Origin of the sequence: Sphingomonas sp. Leaf17, from assembly GCF_001421505.1 — a bacterium.
In the GTDB taxonomy this organism is placed as follows: domain Bacteria; phylum Pseudomonadota; class Alphaproteobacteria; order Sphingomonadales; family Sphingomonadaceae; genus Sphingomonas.
In genome coordinates this window covers 402,419-417,501 of sequence record NZ_LMKL01000001.1, presented here as the reverse complement: position 1 = coordinate 417,501, position 15,083 = coordinate 402,419, and the positions used below count along the sequence as shown (strand labels likewise).

The following is a 15,083-nucleotide window of genomic DNA, read 5'->3' as shown; positions in this document are numbered from 1 at the left end:
TCTTTATATGACGGTCACGGCTTCATCGCGAACCATGTCGGATACATCGAGTTCCATGCATTTTCCTGGCACTGGATGACGTGGAGGACGAGTTCGTTCCGGCGGATAAATTCGTTGACCGCGGCCATGACCAGCGGCCAGTCGCTGTGATAATCGTCGCCGGCGATAATCCCGCCATGCTTCAGCTTGGGATACCAGTCGTCAAATGTCCGGCCGTTTTCCTCACCGGTATGGGCATAGCCGTCAACATAGATGAAATCGAGCGATTGGCCGTCGAACAGGTCCAGAGCCTCGTCGAACCGCATCCGGAGCAGGGCGTTGCGATCCCGGTGCGGGTGAAGTCGGCGGACCGCCTCCTTGTACTGGTCGACGCCGTGTCCCCGATCGCCGGCCCACATATCGATACTGTAGAGATACCTGATCTGCGACCGGTTGAGGATACGTTCGGAAAAGTCACCGGCCGCGACGCCCAGCTCTATTCCGACGCCACCCGCCCGGATCAGCGTGGCGACATCGTCTCGTCGGGTGAAGCCGGACGCCAGCAGGCGCAACGCCGCATTTACGGCCTCGTCGTCGCCGATCGGACTCGCCGCCCCGGTGAAATCGGCAGGATTTACGGGCACGGTCATGTCGGCAATGCTCCTGAACTGTCGGAGGCGACTGTGGCAGGGGATGGTTAACGACGAGTTGCCGACGCGCCTACAACTGCCGCAGGGCACGCGCCGGGCGGGCCGAGAGGATCGGCCAGGCGCCGATCAGGCCGATGACCAGGGTCAGGCTGGCTCCGGCGGCCAGCGTGGCGAAGACGACGGCGTAGTCGGGCAGCCATTCGAACTGGAACAGGGCGGTCACGACGTACCATGCGCCGCCGAGGCCCAGCACCAGCGCCAGTATCGCGAGTGCAAGGCTGAGGAAGGCGTATTCGAGCATATGCACGCCCAGCACCTGCGCGCGTGTTGCGCCCAGCGTGCGCAGGATGACGCCGTCATAGGTCCGTGCCTCGCGCGCCGCCGCCAGCGCGCCGATCAGCACCGCGATGCCCGCCAGGATCGCGACCGAGGCGGCGGCGGTGATCGCGGTCGCCATCTGGCTGACGATATCGCGGATCTGGCCGATCACGCCGCGAACCTCGATGACGGACACGGACGGGAAGCGCGGCAGCAGCGCGCGCATCACCGCGCCTTCGCGGCCTTTTGGAAGGTCTATCGTCGCGGCCAGATTGTGCGGCGCGTCGCGGATCGCGTTGGGCGAGAACACCATGACGAAGTTGAAGCCCAGCGTGTCCCACTTGATCCGCCGGAACGACGCGATCCGCGCGGTTCGCTCGATACCAAGCAGGCTGTAGCGGAGCGGATCGCCGATTTTCAGGTCGAGCGCCTGAGCCAGCTTCTCGTCGATCGACACCAGGGGCGGGCCGGCATAGCCCTGCGGCCACCAGCGGCCGGCGGCGATCTCGCTGCCCTCTGGCAGGGTGGCCGAATAGGTCAGGCCGCGCTCGCCGCGCAGCGCCCATGCGCCCTCGGGCAGCACCTTCAGGTCGGCGACGCGGGTGGTGCCGTAGCCGGTGATGGTGCCGCGCATCGCGGGGACGGTGCGGACCACCGCCTGCGGGACGATGCCCGTGACGGTACGGCGAAACTCCGCCTCGCGCTGGGGTGGCACGTCGAGCGCGAACAGCGCGGGCGCGCGGGCTGGTACCGTCCGGGCGATGTTCGCGTCGATGCTGGTGCGGATGCCGGCCAGCAGCACGAACAGTGTGAGACCGAGGCCGAGCGCCACGACCAAAGTCCCCGTCCGCGCGCCCGGCCGGTGTAGGGCCGCGACCGCGAGGCGCAGCAACGGCGCGCGGGGGCGGGGGACGCTGGCGGCGGTTTTCCGCACGACCCAGCCGAACCCGGCGAGCAGCGCGAGGACGCCGGCGACGGCAGCAAGGAACCCCGCGCTCAGCAACGGCTGTGGCGCGGTGGCCAGCGCCAGCGCGACGATCGCCATGCCAGCGCCGCCGACCCATGGCGCGGTGCGTCGCCACGGGGCCTGCACCCGGTCGAACCCGCCACGCAGCAGCCCGGCGGCGGGCACATGCCCCGCCGCGACCAGTGCGGGTGCGGTGAAGGCCAGCGCGATCAGCAGGCCGTAGACCGCCGCGAGCAGCAACGGCACCGGCTGCACCGCGAAGGACGGCGCCACCGGCAGGACATCGCCCGCGAGCGTCACGATCAGCGGCACCGCCATCGCACCCGCGACCAGCCCGGCGGCGATGCCGAGCAGCGCGACGACGCCGATCTGGAGGATATAGACCCGCGCGATCAGGCCCGAGGTCGCGCCCAGCACCTTGAGCGCGGCGATGCTCTGACGGCGCGCGGCGAGATAGGACGACACGCCGTTGCCGACGCCGATCCCGGCGATGACCAGCGCGGACAGGCCGACCAGCAGCAGGAATTGGCCTATCCGGTCTATAAAGCGCGCCGCGGCGGGGGAGGCGCGGTCGCGAGTCCTGGTTTCCCATCCGCCGGCGGGGAAGGCGGCCTTGATCGCGTCGACCGCGCTGTCGGGGGTGTACGCGGTGTGGATGCGGTATTTGCTCTCGTACAGGCTGCCGGGCTGGATCAGGCCGGTGCGGGCGATGCCGGGCAGAGAGAGGATCGCAACGGGACCAAGCGAGAAGCCCTCGCTCAGCCGGTCGGGTTCGCCCGCGATGATCCCGCCGATCTGGAAGGTCGCAGTGCCGATGCGGATCGACTGACCGGGGCGGACGGCAAGCCGTTCGGACAGCGCGGGCGCAATCCACGCCGTCGCCGCATCGGGCGCGCGCACCGTCCGGCCATCGGCCAGCGTCAGCGCGCCGTAGAGCGGATAGGCGGCGTCGACGCCCTTCAGCGTGATCGGCACGGTCTGGCCCGTGGAGCCAACAGCCATCGCCTGCATCCGCACGGTTTCGGACACGGTGCCGAGCCGCGCCATCGCCGCGCGTTCGGCCGCGTCGGCGGGGCGCTGCGATGCTGCGAACTCGACATCGCCGCCCAGCAGGCTGCGGCCCCGCGCGGCCAGCTCGCCGCCGATCGCGTCGGTCAGGCTGCCGATCACCGCCAGCGCGCCAACGCCGAGGAACAGGCAGGCGAGCAGGAGCCGCAGGCCCCGGAACCGCAGTGACAATTCACGCCGCGCCAGCACCCAGGCCAGCCGCCAACCGCTCACGAGGGCGTATCCGACACGATCACGCCATCGCCCAGCGTCACCACCCGGTCGCAGCGCGCGGCCAGCGACGGGTCGTGGGTGATGACGACCAGCGTCGCGCCCGTGGCCGCGCGCCGGTCGAACAGCAGGTCCATCACCGCCGCGCCGGTGGCGGCATCAAGATTGCCGGTCGGCTCGTCGGCGAAGACCAGGGCCGGGCGCGGGCCAAGTGCGCGGGCGATGGCCACGCGCTGCTGCTCGCCGCCCGACAGTTGCGAGGGATAGTGATTCAGGCGGTGGCCGAGGCCCACCGATTCCAGCTCGGCGTCTGCGCGCGCGAAGGCGTCGGCCATGCCGGCCAGTTCCATCGGCACCGCGACATTTTCGCGCGCGGTCATCGTCGGCAACAGGTGAAAGGCCTGCAGCACGATGCCGATCCGGCCGCGCCGCGCGCGGGCCAGCGCGTCCTCGTCCAGGGTGCCGAAATCGAGACCGGTGACCATCACGCTGCCGCCGCTGGCCTGTTCAAGTCCCGACAGAACCGCCATCAGCGACGATTTGCCCGACCCCGAGGCCCCGAGCAGCGCGACGCTGGTGCCGCGCGCGATATCCAGGTCGATCCCCTTCAGGATCGTGGTCGGCGACGGACCGGTCCCCAGCGTCAGCGTGACATTACGGGCGGCGATGACCATATCGCCGGAAACGGAATCGACCATGATGAGGATGCAATCGTTGGAGCGTGGACCGATGCGATATGTGGTGGCGGCGACGCTTCTCCAAGCGGTGTTGCTGGCGGCGTGCAATCGCGCGCCGTCGATCGCCCCGCCGGAGGCCGCGCCGACGACGAACGCCGCTGCCGGATCGACCACACCCCGCGCGGCGCGTCCGCGCGCGCCCGAGCGGCTGGTGCTGGCGTTCGGGGACAGCCTGTATGCCGGTTACGGCCTTGCGCCCGGTGCCAGCCTGCCCGACGCGATTCAGGACCGGTTGCGGCGTGGGGGCGTGAACGCCACGGTCGTCAACGCCGGCGTGTCGGGCGATACCAGCGCCGCCGGTCGCCAGCGGCTGGCCTTCACGCTCGACAACATGACGCGCAAGCCCGACCTCGTCCTGCTGGGTCTTGGCGGCAACGACGTGCTGCGCCAGATATCGCCGGCCGAGACACGCGCGAACATGACCGCGATGCTGGACGTGCTGAAGGCGCGGGGGATTCCGGTGGTGCTGACGGGCATGCGCGCGCCGCCCAATCTGGGCGCGGACTATACCGCCGCGTTCGATTCGATCTGGCCGGACCTCGCGAAACGCTACGACGCCGCGCTGTACCCGTTCGTGCTGGAGGGGGTGATCGGCAATCCCGCGCTGATGCAGGCCGACCGGGTCCATCCCAACGCGACCGGCGCGGCGCGGATCGCGGACCGGGTCACGCCATTGCTGGCGCCGAGGCTGGCGACCGCCGCGCCGCTTGGCGGGGGTATGCCCACGATGTAGCGGGCGTGGCGGCCGGTGTGCGCCGCCTTTGCGGTTTTGCGCCGGTTCGGCTATACGCGCCGCTCTTCCATCATTTGCGAACGACGGATTGCCTGTGACACTGGGTCGCGGCGGCGCACCGTTCGCCAGGAGTTGTTACGCCAAGATGAGCTTCAAGGATCCCACGTTTCAGGAACGCGCTGCCCTCGCCGCACAGGCCAAGCAGAAGGCGCTGGAAAAGCTGAAGGCCAAGCCGCAGATCGACCCGGCCGTCGCCGCCGAGCGTCTGGCCGCCAAGGAGGCGCGCGAGGCCGCCGAGATCGAGAAGCGTCGCGCCAAGCGCGAGGCCGAGGAAACCGCCAAGGCGGAGAAGAAGGCCGCCGCGATCGCCGCCGAGGAAGCCAAGAAGGCGGCGATGAAGCCCGAGCTGACCGAGGCCGAGAAGAAGGCGATTCGCGACGCCAAGTACGCGGCGCGCAAGAAGCGCAAGTAAGCGGCCGATGGTCCCGCGCGTCCTGATCGACACCGCCGACCTTCCCGGCGGCGGTTCGCTCCGGCTGATCCAGCGGGGGGCCGAATTCTCGATCATGCTGGGCGCGAACGAGCTGATGAACAGCCGGGTGCGCGGGTCCGAGGAGGCATTGGCCACCATGGCCATCGACCGGATGCCGGCCCGTTCCGATCCAGCGATGCTGATCGGCGGGCTTGGCATGGGCTTTACCCTGCGCGCCGCGCTGGCCGGGCTGGGGCAGGGGGCGGCGGTGACCGTCGCCGAACTCGTGCCGCAGGTCGTCGACTGGGGGCGCGGGCCGATGGCGGCGGTGTTCGCCGGCTGTCTCGACGACCCCCGCGTCGCGATCCGGGTCGAGGATGTGCGGGCGACGATCGCCGCGTCGGCATTGGCCTATGACGCGATCCTGCTGGATGTCGACAACGGCCCCGACGGCCTGACCCAGACGGCCAACAACCGGCTGTACGGGCTGGCCGGACTGGCGGCGGCGCGACGCGCGTTGCGGCCGGGGGGTGTGCTGGCGATCTGGTCGGCCGGCGCGGATGCGGCCTTCACGCGCCGGCTGGGCGATGCCGGGTTCGCGGTCGAAGAGGTCGTGGTGCGGTCCAGCGGCAAGGGAACCGGGCAACGACACATCCTGTGGTTCGCGACGAAGCCTGAGTAACACCGGGGTCGCAGGACCCTGCCATCACGCATGCGGAATATCCCCGCGCGGAAAAACGGGGGTCGCTCGAATCCGGGTGACGGACCGCCGCTATTCCCGCAGCTTTTCGTGGTGGCGAATCACCTCGTCGATGATGAAGCGCAGAAATTTTTCCGAGAACTCCGGGTCCAGATCGGCATCCTCGGCCAGCTTGCGGAGGCGGGCGATCTGGTTTTCCTCGCGATTGGGGTCGGCGGGCGGCAGGCCCGACTGCGCCTTGTGACGCCCGACCGCCTGCGTCACCTTGAACCGTTCGGCCAGCAGGAACACGAGCGCGGCGTCGATATTGTCGATGCTCTGCCGATATCCCTTGAGCACATCGTCGGCCATGGCGCGGGTTCCTCACTCGTCGTTCGGCCGGTCTTCGGCGCGCGTCGGCGGTCTTTTGATGCCGTAACGTCGGATCGGCAAGCCCGAGGCTTGCGTTTGGCGGCACTTGCGGCCAGAGCCGCCCACGAGATGACCGCCACCGTCCACCGCATAGATCCCCGGCCGCAACCGTCGCTTGAGCCGATGGTGCAGCTTGTCGCCGGCGACATGAACATGGTCAATGCGGTCATCCTCGACCGCATGCAGTCGCAGATCCCGTTGATTCCCGAACTGGCCGGTCACCTGATTGCCGGCGGGGGCAAGCGGATGCGGCCGATGCTGACGCTCGCGAGCGCGCGGCTGCTGGGCTATACCGGCACGCGCCACCACCGGCTCGCCGCCTCGGTCGAGTTCATCCACACCGCCACGCTGTTGCACGACGACGTGGTCGACGGATCCGACCTGCGCCGAGGCAAGCGCACCGCCAACATCATATGGGGCAATCCGGCCAGCGTGCTGGTCGGCGACTTCCTGTTCAGCCGCAGCTTCGAACTGATGGTCGAGGACGGCAGCAACAAGGTGCTGAAGATCCTGTCGAACGCATCGGCCGTGATCGCGGAGGGCGAGGTCAACCAGCTGACCGCCGCGCGCCGGATCGACCTGCACGAGGATCGCTATCTCGACATCATCGGCGCCAAGACCGCCGCGCTGTTCGCCGCCGCCTGCCGCATTGCCGCGGTCGTCGCCGAGCGGCCCGAATCGGAGGAAGCCGCGCTCGACGCCTATGGCCGCAATCTGGGCATCGCGTTCCAGCTGGTCGACGATGCGATCGACTATGTGTCGGACGCGGGTACGATGGGCAAGGACGCCGGCGACGACTTCCGCGAGGGCAAGATGACGCTGCCCGTCATTCTCGCCTATGCGCGCGGCAACGCCGAGGATCGCCAGTTCTGGAAGGACGCGGTCGAGGGACGGCGTGATTCCGATGCCGATTTCGCCCACGCGATCACGCTGGTGCAGGCGACGCACTCGGTCGCCGACACGCTGGCCCGCGCCCGGCACTATGGCGCGCGCGCGATCGACGCGATCGCCGGCTTTGCCAATGGCAAGGCCAAGGACGCGATGATCGAGGCGGTGGAGTTCGCGGTCGCCCGGGCTTACTGACTTTTTCGACGCAGCGCAGGCGAACACGAAAAAGCCGGCCTCTTGCAAGGCCGGCTTTTTCCGTATCTGCCGTCACAGGTCGGGGCAGGCACCACCCGTCCGGGTGGGGCCTGCCCCGCGCCCGGGATCAGTTGGCGATGGTCGCCACGCCGCTGGCGGCACCCTTGGCCTGCGCGACCGGGAACGACACGGGGATGCCACCCGACATGCCGCTGACGCGGTTGTTGCGAACGACCAGGTGGAAGGGGGCGCGATCCGGCAGGCGATGGCCGTCGATCACGGTGCGGCCGTCCTTCATCGCGGTCGTGTAGACATAGGTCTTGCCCTCATGCACGAACTGCTTCGGGGCCGTCTGATCCGAGGTCGACTGGGCCATGCCGATGGTCGAGGTCAGGGCGGCTGCTGCGGTAGCGAGAAGGGTCAGGGTCTTGCGCATGGTCGTTCTCCGGATCGGATAAAGGTGCGGTGGCCCGGCCGTGCCGAACTTCGTTTGTATACTTATTGCGGTGCAGCATATGCGGCAATTGCAAAGGAGGCGACGGTGATTGCGCCGCACGCATCCGCCGGGGGCTTGCGGCCGGCGGATGCGTGCGGCGTCGCCTACGGGGCGTGACGCTGCCGCCGCCGCTGCTATGATCCGGGCATGACCGAGCCGGAAACGCTGACGCTGGACCTGGATGGGTGGGAAGGGCCGCTCGACCTGCTGCTGGCCCTGGCGCGCGGGCAGAAGGTCGATCTGCGTGCGATCTCGATCCTGCAACTGGTCGAACAATATCTCGCCTATGTCGAACGGGCGGCGGCGTTGCGGCTGGAACTGGCGGCGGATTACCTGGTGATGGCGGCGTGGCTCGCCTATCTGAAGTCTGCGCTGCTGTTGCCGCGCGATCCGCTACAGGAGCCGGACCCCGAGGATCTGGCGTTGCGGTTGCAGCACCGGCTCGAACGGCTGGCGGCGATGCGCGAGGCGGGGGCGCGTCTGATGGCGCGCGACCGCACCGGGCGCGACGTCTTCCCGCGCGGGGCGGCGGAGGGGTTGCGCATGGTGCGGCAGGTGACGTGGACCGCCGAAATCTATGACCTGATCGCCGCCTATGGCCGGGTCAGCGCACGGACGCGGCCGGTCATGCATCTGGTCCGCGACCGACAGGTCATGACGCTGGAAACCGCGCTGGAGCGGGTGTCGGCGTTGCTGGAGACGACGATCGACTGGGCCGTGATCGCGACCTTCCTGCCGGATGGTGCCGCGGCCCTGCGGACATCGGCGCTGGCGTCGAGCTTTCTGGCCGCACTGGAACTGGCGCGGCAGGGGCGGGTCGAATTGCGGCAGGCGGGACCGTTCGCGCCGCTGTATCTGCGTGCCTTGCCGTGACGCCGCCCGACCCTTTCGTTCGTGCGGTCGAGGCCGTCGTGTTCGCCGCCGCCGAACCGGCGACGATCGAAACGATCCGCGCCCATGTAGGGGATGGTGACATCCGCGCGGCGCTGGACGTGCTGGCGCGCGATTATGGCCCGCGCGGGATCCAGCTCGTCCGGCGCGGCGATCGCTGGCATTTCCAGACCGCGCCCGACATGGCCCACATCCTGCGCCGCGATCGCGAGGAGGTGCGCCGCCTGAGCCGTGCGGGGATCGAGACGCTGGCGATCATCGCCTATCACGAACCCGTCACCCGCGCCGAGATCGAGGCCATTCGCGGCGTCGCGGTGGCCAGGGGGACGCTGGACGTGCTGATGGAGGCGGGATGGATCCGCCCCGCCGGTCGCCGCGAACTGCCGGGGCGGCCGCTGACCTACGCGACCGCGCCGGCGTTTCTCGACCATTTCGGGCTGGCCAGCCGTCGCGATCTGCCCGGCATCGACGACCTGCGCGCCGCCGGGCTGCTCGATCCGGTCGACCTCTCGCTGGAGCAGGCGGCGCTGGCGGCGGACGATGATGACGCACGGTGACGCCGAACTGTAAACTGCGACGTCCAAAGCGGTCGCGTCCGCGTATCTGCGGGACATGACGACCATTGCCGGTCATCGGTGCGTGCCCTAGATAGGACGCATAATCAGGAGAATTGCCATGGGCGGTTTCAGCCCCATCCATCTGCTCGTCCTCGCCGTCGTCGCGATCCTGTTGCTTGGCGGCGGTCGTTTCTCCAGCCTGATGGGCGATGTCGCCAAGGGCGTGAAGAACTTCAAGAAGGGCATGGCCGAGCACGACGACGACACGACCAAGCCGGCATCGCGGATCGAGGCGCAGAAGACGGCCGATCCGGCGTTCGATCGCGACGGCAACCGCGTCCGCGACGATCGCTGAGCGACGGTTCGGTAACGGCTGACCGGCTCGCCTGAATGTTCAATATCGCGCCGTCCGAGCTGTTGCTCGTCGCCGTCATCGCCCTGCTCGTGATCGGGCCGAAGGATCTGCCCAAGGCGATGCGGGTCGTCGGCTATTGGGTGGGGAAGGCACGGGCGGTGTCGCACCAGTTCCGTTCCGGCTTCGACGCCATGGTGCGCGAGGCCGAGCTGGAGGAAATGGAAAAGCGCTGGGCCGCCGAAAATGCCCGGATCATGGCCGAACACGCGCCGTCCGACGGTGTCGCCGCTGATGGTGCGGCAACGAAGGTTTCGCTGGAAAAGGCGGATGATCCGGCCAGCGACACGGCCGGCACCGGCACGCCGGTCATGGTCGAAAAGCCGGTCGTGACCGCCGCGGCGGCCTCCACTCCCCATCCCGGCGAAGGGGCCGCATCGTGAGCGAACTCGACGAAAGCCGCGCGCCGCTCCTCGATCACCTGATCGAACTGCGCAAGCGCCTGCTGTTCTCGCTGGCCGCGCTGGTCGTCGCGTTCGCGGTGGCGATGACGTTTTCCGAACAGATTTTCGGGTTCCTCGTCCAGCCGCTGCTGGCCGCGGGGCAAGGAACGCTGATCTATACCCAGATTTTCGAAGCGTTCTTCGTGCAGGTGAAGGTCGCGTTCTTCGCGGCGATGATGATCGCGTTTCCGGTCATCGCCACGCAATTGTGGCAGTTCGTCGCCCCCGGCCTGTACCGTCAGGAAAAGCGGGCGGTGCTGCCGTTCCTGTTTGCCACGCCGGTGCTGTTCGGGATGGGGGCGGCGATGGCGTATTTCGTTGCGGTGCCGATGGCGCTGCACTTCCTGCTCGGCTTCGACGGCATGGTCGGCGGCGTGAAGCGCGAGGCATTGCCCGGTGTCGGCAACTATCTCGATTTCATCATGCAGTTCCTGTTCGGCTTCGGCGCGGCGTTCCTGCTGCCGGTGCTGCTGATGCTGCTGGAGCGCGCGGGTATCGTCACGCGGAAACAGCTGATCGGTGCGCGTCGCTATGCCATCGTCGGCGCATTCGCGATCGCCGCTGTGCTGACGCCGCCGGATATCGGGTCGCAGCTGCTGCTCGCGATCCCGTTGTGCATCCTCTACGAACTGGCGCTGGTCGGGATCTGGTTCACCGAGCGCAAGCGCGCCAGGATCAAGGCGCTTGAGATCGTTGAATAATTTGGCATCGGCGACAAACGTCTTCTTTGCACGTTCGCAGACATGAAAAAGGGCACCGGTCTTTCGACTGGTGCCCTTTTCCTTGGCCTTTCAGCCTTGCGTCTTACTTGGCGTCGCCTGCGGTCTTGGCGACGGTGTCACCAGCCGACTTCACGTCCTTGCCGACACCCTCGACGGTGTTGCAGGCGCTGACCAACAGGGCACCGGTGACGACGGCGATAGCTACCAGTTTACGCATGAGAACCTCCTGAACACGTTCGGTCACGATGACGAACAGTCCCGGACAGAATGATCCGTATCCGAGATGGTTCCGCTGTTCGCGGCCACACGGATCGTCGCATACACCTGTCTGAAACGTGAAAGGCCCGGAAGCGCCACCGGGGGGGGGGAGGGTCAGCGCTTCCGAGCCTTATGAGCGGATAGCGGAGCGGGGGGGCATAAGGTCGCTATCCGAAGTATCAAACGTCGCATGTTGAAGTCGGTTCCATCGCGCTACGCATTTTCGGCGATCAGGCGTGGCCGACGACGGCGACCGAGATTTCATAGGCCCCGGTCAGCGGATCGTGGTGCAGTTTGGATCGCAACTGGCGGGACAGCCCCTCCATGACGCGACCATAGCGACGCTGGACGAAATCGCGCAGCGAGTCGCTTTCGACCAGCGAGCGCGATATGACCCGCAACAGCGCCCGACCCTCGACATCGCCGCTTTTCACCGCCACGCGGATCTGCGCGGTGGGATCGCAGCTCATCGCCAGTTCGATCGTCTCGGTCACGAGGAATGCGACGGCGACCGCGACATCCTGGTTGACCATATAGGGTTCGACATCGAGGACGATGCCAAGGCCGTGCGCCTCGTCGGGCGCGGTCGCGCGGATGTTGGAGGCCAGTTCGCCCAGCACCGACCGCAGGTTGAGGCCGCGATTGTCCTCCATCTCGGCGAAATGGTTGCGGTGCACGACCGCCAGCGCGTCGACACGCCGCTGGATCGAGGCATAGGCAGCGACCGCCTCCGGCGTGGGGGCGCCGCGCGAGTGAAAATTGATGAGGCTGGAAATGACCTGGAGGTTGTTCTTCACGCGGTGATGCACTTCGCGCGTCAGCTTGGTCTGGCGGATCAGTCCCTCGGCCAGACCCGCCTCGTGCAGGGCGACGGTGTGGCTGATCGCGCGAAAGGTATCGCCCAGTTCGCGGATCTCGTGCGCCGGCAGCGCGCCACCCTTGCCGGGGTCGATCACTTCGCCCGGTGTGTAGTTGGCGACATCGGTGCGCAGGCGGCGAAGCGGACGGATGAGCAGGTGGTCGACGACGAACCATCCGATCCCGACGGCGGCGGCCCACATCAGCAGTGGCAGCAGCATCGCGACGACCAGCGAGGAGGTGATCGGCGCGCTGCGGATGCTGGTGCGCAGGGTCAGGCCGGCGATGCCGATCTCGGTCTGCATCGTTTCCATGCGATCGAACGGCTGGACGCCCGGAATATCCTCCAGCACCAGCGTGTTCTCGCCCAGCGTCAGGGTCTGGCTGTAGACGATGGCCCGGCTGCTCGGCGCGCCCAGCCTGGCAAGGAACGACCGCGGGAAAAACGCACGGGCGCGCGGTGCGCCGGGCGGGCCGGTGAGGCCCAGTACCAGTCCGTCGTCCTCGGCAATGGTGCCGACGATCGGATGTGCTTCATCTGGCAGGTTCACGTTGACGGGCAGCGGGGTGCCGCATAGCGCGCGTCCGGTGGCGTCGGTGATGACGAAACGGGTGCCGGTTGCCGCCTGCTGCGCGAACACGCCCTGAACGCGCGCGCAACTCGGGGCGTCACCCCGGTCGGCGGTCAGCGCCTTCACGGCCGATCGCAGTGAGGTCATGTCGCCGATCAGTTCAATGGCTATCGCGCGTGCGCTCTCGTCGGCGGCGACGCGCAGGCGGGCGCGCGCCTCGGCATCGGCGACCCGGCTGGTCTGGAACGTCGCGACGATGGCGATCAGCGCCAGCGGCAGTAGCGCGGCGCTGAGGATCAGGAAGAGTTTTGCGCCGGTGGGCAGTCGCGCAAGTAGCGTCGGCGGTACGGCTGGCGTACGGCCCGGTTCGGCGTCACTGGTCATGACGGGAAGGGTTAATCGAGCTTGCCCAGGAGGTCGAGCATTTCGGCGGGGACGGTTTCGTCGACGGTCTTTTCATAGATGGATCGCAAGGCCGCGCCCATGTCGCGATCCTTGCTCTGGACCTTTGCGGGCCTGGTGCCCGTCTTCGCCCGGTCCGTCGATTGCTGAACCAAACTGGTAATCCCCCTGGCGTCGCTGCCGCCGATCCGGCGGCCCACGACGGCAAACAATAAAACACCTGTGATCTGCGCGTCTGTTGCACAAAATTATGCAGGTGAAACCAAAAAGCGTCTCGTTGGTTCCGGCATCACATGAAAAATCCGCACCGGTCCATGCCGGGGTCGGTTTTTCTGCAAACGCATTGAAACCACGGCCGGTGCCGCGCACATGGTCGTCAAGAACATCCCAGGGAGTCTCCGTACGTCATGTCGCTTGGACAGAAACTCGCACCACATCTCCCTTTCCTGCGGCGGTACGCCCGCGCGCTGACCGGCAGCCAGACGCAGGGTGACCGGTATGTCCGGGCGACGCTTGAGGCGATCGTGGCCGCGCCGGAGGAGTTTCCGCGCGATGTCGATCCGCGGCTTGGCCTGTACCGGATGTTCCAGGCGATCTGGACTTCCGCGAATTACGACGAAACCGCGCAGGACGACGACGGCACGGCCGAGGGGCAGGAGGCTGTTGCCCGCGCACGGCTGGCACGGATGACGCCGTTGTCGCGGCAGGCGCTGCTGCTGACGGCGATGGAGGGTTTCACGCCGGAGGACGCCGCGTATCTGATCGAGGTCGATTCGCAGGAAGTCGAGCAACTGGTGACCGAGGCCCTGTCGGAAATCGAGAACCAGACCCGCGCCCGTGTCCTCATCATCGAGGACGAGCCGATCATCGCGATGGACATCGAGACGATCGTCCGTGACCTTGGCCATGACGTGACCGGCGTGGCGGTGACCCGCGACGAAGCGGTTGCGCTGGCCATGGAGGACCGCCCCGGTCTGGTGCTGGCCGACATCCAGCTGGCCGACGACAGCTCGGGCATCGATGCCGTGAAGGACATCCTCGCCAAGTTCGAAGTGCCGGTGATCTTCATCACCGCCTTCCCGGAACGACTGCTGACCGGCGAGCGGCCCGAGCCGACCTTCCTCATCACCAAGCCGTTCCAGCGGTCGACGGTGAAGGCGGCGATCAGCCAGGCGTTGTTCTTCGATCAGGCGACCGTTCCGGCTGTGTGATGCGATAATGACGGACCCATAACGGCTTTTCAGGGGTTGAGCAGAAATGGCAAACTCAGAACCACCCGTCCATGTCGACGGCAAGGATGCGCGTGCAGGGGCATCTACCCATGTGACCCGTTATATCCTGCCCATCTCGCTGGTGCTCGTGATCGCGATCTTCGCGGTACTGCTGCTCCGGTAAGTTTCTGAAGGGACGTCGAAGCTGGCGCTTTCGTCCGGTCGCGCGTATGCAGCGACCGGACGCAACGCGTCTTGTACCGTCCCGGTTGATCGGATTTACATGACTGAACTGGAGCAAGAAGACGGCGAGCGCACCGAGGTGCCCGAGCATGTCTCGCTGTCCGATCCCGAATTCAAGACACAGCTCGCACAGGTCATTCCGCACCTGCGCGCGTTCGGCCGCTCGTTGTCGGGCAGCCGCGATCTTGCCGATGATCTGGTGCAGGAAACGTTGTTGAAGGCATGGGCCGCGCGCAAGCGGTTTCAGGCCGGCACCAACATGCGGGCCTGGACCTTCATCATCCTGCGCAACCTGTACCTGTCGCAGATGCGCCGGGCGCGGTTCAAGGGCGAGTGGGACGATCTGGTCGCCGACCGGATTCTGGCCGCGCCGGCGAGCCAGGACCGGCACGTCGAACTGGGCGATATGCAGCGCGCGCTGATGCATCTGCCGCAGCCACAGCGCGAGGCGTTGATTCTGGTTGGTGCCGGTGGCTTCGCCTATGAGGAGGCGGCGGAAATCTGCAACGTGGCGGTCGGCACGATCAAGAGCCGGGTCGCCCGGGGGCGGGTCGCGCTGGAAACCCTGATGAATGACGGCTCGCTGCCGTCACGTCGCAGCCATGAGGTAGACAAGAGTCGCAGCGTGCTCGACACGATCATGGGTGAAGTCGAGCATCTCAGCCGGGAACGTTGATCGCGGGTGCTTCA

At 67.3% G+C, this 15,083-nt stretch carries 20 protein-coding genes; 12 read left to right on the top strand and 8 right to left on the bottom strand.

Annotated features, from left to right (window positions below; all coding sequences use genetic code 11):
• Positions 1-14: 14 nt before the first annotated feature.
• The 3 genes from ASE75_RS02035 to ASE75_RS02025 form a co-directional block, all read right to left on the bottom strand.
• Positions 15-629, bottom strand: a complete 615-nt coding sequence (locus ASE75_RS02035; protein WP_055928035.1) for a class I SAM-dependent methyltransferase — start codon at positions 627-629, stop codon at positions 15-17.
• Positions 630-699: 70 nt separating this feature from the next.
• The gene (locus tag ASE75_RS02030) at positions 700-3,195 is read right to left on the bottom strand and encodes an ABC transporter permease (RefSeq protein WP_055928032.1); all 2,496 of its coding nucleotides are present in this window, start codon (positions 3,193-3,195) and stop codon (positions 700-702) included.
• On the bottom strand, positions 3,192-3,890 hold the full coding sequence (locus ASE75_RS02025) for an ABC transporter ATP-binding protein (protein WP_235512475.1): 699 nt from the start codon (positions 3,888-3,890) through the stop codon (positions 3,192-3,194). The genes ASE75_RS02030 and ASE75_RS02025 overlap by 4 nt, the downstream gene beginning before the upstream one ends.
• 43 nt (positions 3,891-3,933) lie before the next feature.
• Between ASE75_RS02025 and ASE75_RS02020 the strand changes: the two genes are divergently transcribed.
• From ASE75_RS02020 to ASE75_RS02010, 3 genes are all read left to right on the top strand, one after another.
• Positions 3,934-4,662 (top strand): arylesterase, encoded by a 729-nt coding sequence (locus ASE75_RS02020; RefSeq protein WP_235512474.1) that lies wholly within the window; start codon positions 3,934-3,936, stop codon positions 4,660-4,662.
• A gap of 145 nt (positions 4,663-4,807) precedes the next feature.
• Positions 4,808-5,134 (top strand): DUF6481 family protein, encoded by a 327-nt coding sequence (locus tag ASE75_RS02015; RefSeq protein ID WP_055928029.1) that lies wholly within the window; start codon positions 4,808-4,810, stop codon positions 5,132-5,134.
• Between the two features lie 7 nt (positions 5,135-5,141).
• Entirely contained in the window at positions 5,142-5,816 is a 675-nt protein-coding gene (locus tag ASE75_RS02010) for a hypothetical protein (RefSeq protein ID WP_055928026.1), read from the top strand.
• Between the two features lie 90 nt (positions 5,817-5,906).
• On the opposite strand, the gene ASE75_RS02005 is transcribed toward ASE75_RS02010, so the two are convergent.
• Positions 5,907-6,185: a chorismate mutase gene (locus tag ASE75_RS02005; protein ID WP_055928023.1), complete on the bottom strand. Its 279-nt coding sequence runs from the start codon at positions 6,183-6,185 to the stop codon at positions 5,907-5,909.
• A gap of 129 nt (positions 6,186-6,314) precedes the next feature.
• Between ASE75_RS02005 and ASE75_RS02000 the strand changes: the two genes are divergently transcribed.
• A complete protein-coding gene (locus tag ASE75_RS02000) occupies positions 6,315-7,328 on the top strand; it encodes a polyprenyl synthetase family protein (protein ID WP_055928020.1) in 1,014 nt (337 codons plus the stop codon).
• A 127-nt stretch (positions 7,329-7,455) separates the two neighbouring features.
• On the opposite strand, the gene ASE75_RS01995 is transcribed toward ASE75_RS02000, so the two are convergent.
• Positions 7,456-7,764 carry a hypothetical protein gene (locus tag ASE75_RS01995; protein WP_055928017.1) on the bottom strand — a complete coding sequence of 103 codons (309 nt, stop codon included), beginning with the start codon at positions 7,762-7,764 and terminating at the stop codon, positions 7,456-7,458.
• A gap of 207 nt (positions 7,765-7,971) precedes the next feature.
• On the opposite strand from ASE75_RS01995, the gene ASE75_RS01990 reads away from it, so the two are divergent.
• The 5 genes from ASE75_RS01990 (at position 7,972) to tatC (ending at position 10,828) form a co-directional block, all read left to right on the top strand.
• A complete protein-coding gene (locus tag ASE75_RS01990; protein ID WP_055928013.1) occupies positions 7,972-8,697 on the top strand; it encodes a segregation and condensation protein A in 726 nt (241 codons plus the stop codon).
• Positions 8,694-9,272 (top strand): SMC-Scp complex subunit ScpB, encoded by a 579-nt coding sequence (gene scpB, locus ASE75_RS01985; RefSeq protein ID WP_055928011.1) that lies wholly within the window; start codon positions 8,694-8,696, stop codon positions 9,270-9,272. The genes ASE75_RS01990 and scpB overlap by 4 nt, the downstream gene beginning before the upstream one ends.
• Before the next feature lie 118 nt (positions 9,273-9,390).
• On the top strand, positions 9,391-9,627 hold the full coding sequence (locus ASE75_RS01980) for a twin-arginine translocase TatA/TatE family subunit (protein WP_055928006.1): 237 nt from the start codon (positions 9,391-9,393) through the stop codon (positions 9,625-9,627).
• A 35-nt stretch (positions 9,628-9,662) separates the two neighbouring features.
• Positions 9,663-10,067: a Sec-independent protein translocase protein TatB gene (gene tatB / locus ASE75_RS16095; RefSeq protein ID WP_055928003.1), complete on the top strand. Its 405-nt coding sequence runs from the start codon at positions 9,663-9,665 to the stop codon at positions 10,065-10,067.
• Positions 10,061-10,828, top strand: a complete 768-nt coding sequence (gene tatC / locus ASE75_RS01970; protein ID WP_443025287.1) for a twin-arginine translocase subunit TatC — start codon at positions 10,061-10,063, stop codon at positions 10,826-10,828. Before tatB ends, tatC begins: the two co-directional genes overlap by 7 nt.
• 103 nt (positions 10,829-10,931) lie before the next feature.
• On the opposite strand, the gene ASE75_RS01965 is transcribed toward tatC, so the two are convergent.
• From ASE75_RS01965 to ASE75_RS15815, 3 genes are all read right to left on the bottom strand, one after another.
• Positions 10,932-11,066 (bottom strand): entericidin A/B family lipoprotein, encoded by a 135-nt coding sequence (locus ASE75_RS01965; protein ID WP_055927992.1) that lies wholly within the window; start codon positions 11,064-11,066, stop codon positions 10,932-10,934.
• Between the two features lie 271 nt (positions 11,067-11,337).
• Positions 11,338-12,921 carry a sensor histidine kinase gene (locus ASE75_RS01960; protein ID WP_055927988.1) on the bottom strand — a complete coding sequence of 528 codons (1,584 nt, stop codon included), beginning with the start codon at positions 12,919-12,921 and terminating at the stop codon, positions 11,338-11,340.
• An 11-nt stretch (positions 12,922-12,932) separates the two neighbouring features.
• Complete coding sequence (locus ASE75_RS15815; RefSeq protein ID WP_055927985.1) at positions 12,933-13,151, bottom strand: NepR family anti-sigma factor; 219 nt, start codon at positions 13,149-13,151, stop codon at positions 12,933-12,935.
• Between the two features lie 195 nt (positions 13,152-13,346).
• On the opposite strand from ASE75_RS15815, the gene ASE75_RS01950 reads away from it, so the two are divergent.
• From ASE75_RS01950 to ASE75_RS01940, 3 genes are all read left to right on the top strand, one after another.
• A complete protein-coding gene (locus tag ASE75_RS01950) occupies positions 13,347-14,150 on the top strand; it encodes a response regulator (RefSeq protein WP_055927982.1) in 804 nt (267 codons plus the stop codon).
• A gap of 46 nt (positions 14,151-14,196) precedes the next feature.
• Positions 14,197-14,334, top strand: coding sequence for a hypothetical protein (locus ASE75_RS15715; protein ID WP_055927979.1), 138 nt, complete (start codon positions 14,197-14,199; stop codon positions 14,332-14,334).
• Positions 14,335-14,433: 99 nt separating this feature from the next.
• A complete protein-coding gene (locus tag ASE75_RS01940) occupies positions 14,434-15,069 on the top strand; it encodes a sigma-70 family RNA polymerase sigma factor (protein ID WP_055927976.1) in 636 nt (211 codons plus the stop codon).
• Positions 15,070-15,083 lie beyond the last annotated feature (14 nt).

Coding starts and splice junctions, on each gene's coding strand:
- ASE75_RS02035 (WP_055928035.1), bottom strand. CDS start 629: ATGACCGTGCCCGTAAATCCTGCCGATTTCACCGGGGCGGCGAGTCCG.
- ASE75_RS01990 (WP_055928013.1), top strand. CDS start 7,972: ATGACCGAGCCGGAAACGCTGACGCTGGACCTGGATGGGTGGGAAGGG.
- ASE75_RS02005 (WP_055928023.1), bottom strand. CDS start 6,185: ATGGCCGACGATGTGCTCAAGGGATATCGGCAGAGCATCGACAATATC.
- ASE75_RS01960 (WP_055927988.1), bottom strand. CDS start 12,921: ATGACCAGTGACGCCGAACCGGGCCGTACGCCAGCCGTACCGCCGACG.
- ASE75_RS01980 (WP_055928006.1), top strand. CDS start 9,391: ATGGGCGGTTTCAGCCCCATCCATCTGCTCGTCCTCGCCGTCGTCGCG.
- ASE75_RS02015 (WP_055928029.1), top strand. CDS start 4,808: ATGAGCTTCAAGGATCCCACGTTTCAGGAACGCGCTGCCCTCGCCGCA.
- ASE75_RS15715 (WP_055927979.1), top strand. CDS start 14,197: ATGGCAAACTCAGAACCACCCGTCCATGTCGACGGCAAGGATGCGCGT.
- tatB (WP_055928003.1), top strand. CDS start 9,663: ATGTTCAATATCGCGCCGTCCGAGCTGTTGCTCGTCGCCGTCATCGCC.
- ASE75_RS02025 (WP_235512475.1), bottom strand. CDS start 3,890: ATGGTCGATTCCGTTTCCGGCGATATGGTCATCGCCGCCCGTAATGTC.
- ASE75_RS01940 (WP_055927976.1), top strand. CDS start 14,434: ATGACTGAACTGGAGCAAGAAGACGGCGAGCGCACCGAGGTGCCCGAG.
- ASE75_RS01995 (WP_055928017.1), bottom strand. CDS start 7,764: ATGCGCAAGACCCTGACCCTTCTCGCTACCGCAGCAGCCGCCCTGACC.
- ASE75_RS01950 (WP_055927982.1), top strand. CDS start 13,347: ATGTCGCTTGGACAGAAACTCGCACCACATCTCCCTTTCCTGCGGCGG.
- ASE75_RS02000 (WP_055928020.1), top strand. CDS start 6,315: ATGACCGCCACCGTCCACCGCATAGATCCCCGGCCGCAACCGTCGCTT.
- ASE75_RS01965 (WP_055927992.1), bottom strand. CDS start 11,066: ATGCGTAAACTGGTAGCTATCGCCGTCGTCACCGGTGCCCTGTTGGTC.
- ASE75_RS02010 (WP_055928026.1), top strand. CDS start 5,142: ATGGTCCCGCGCGTCCTGATCGACACCGCCGACCTTCCCGGCGGCGGT.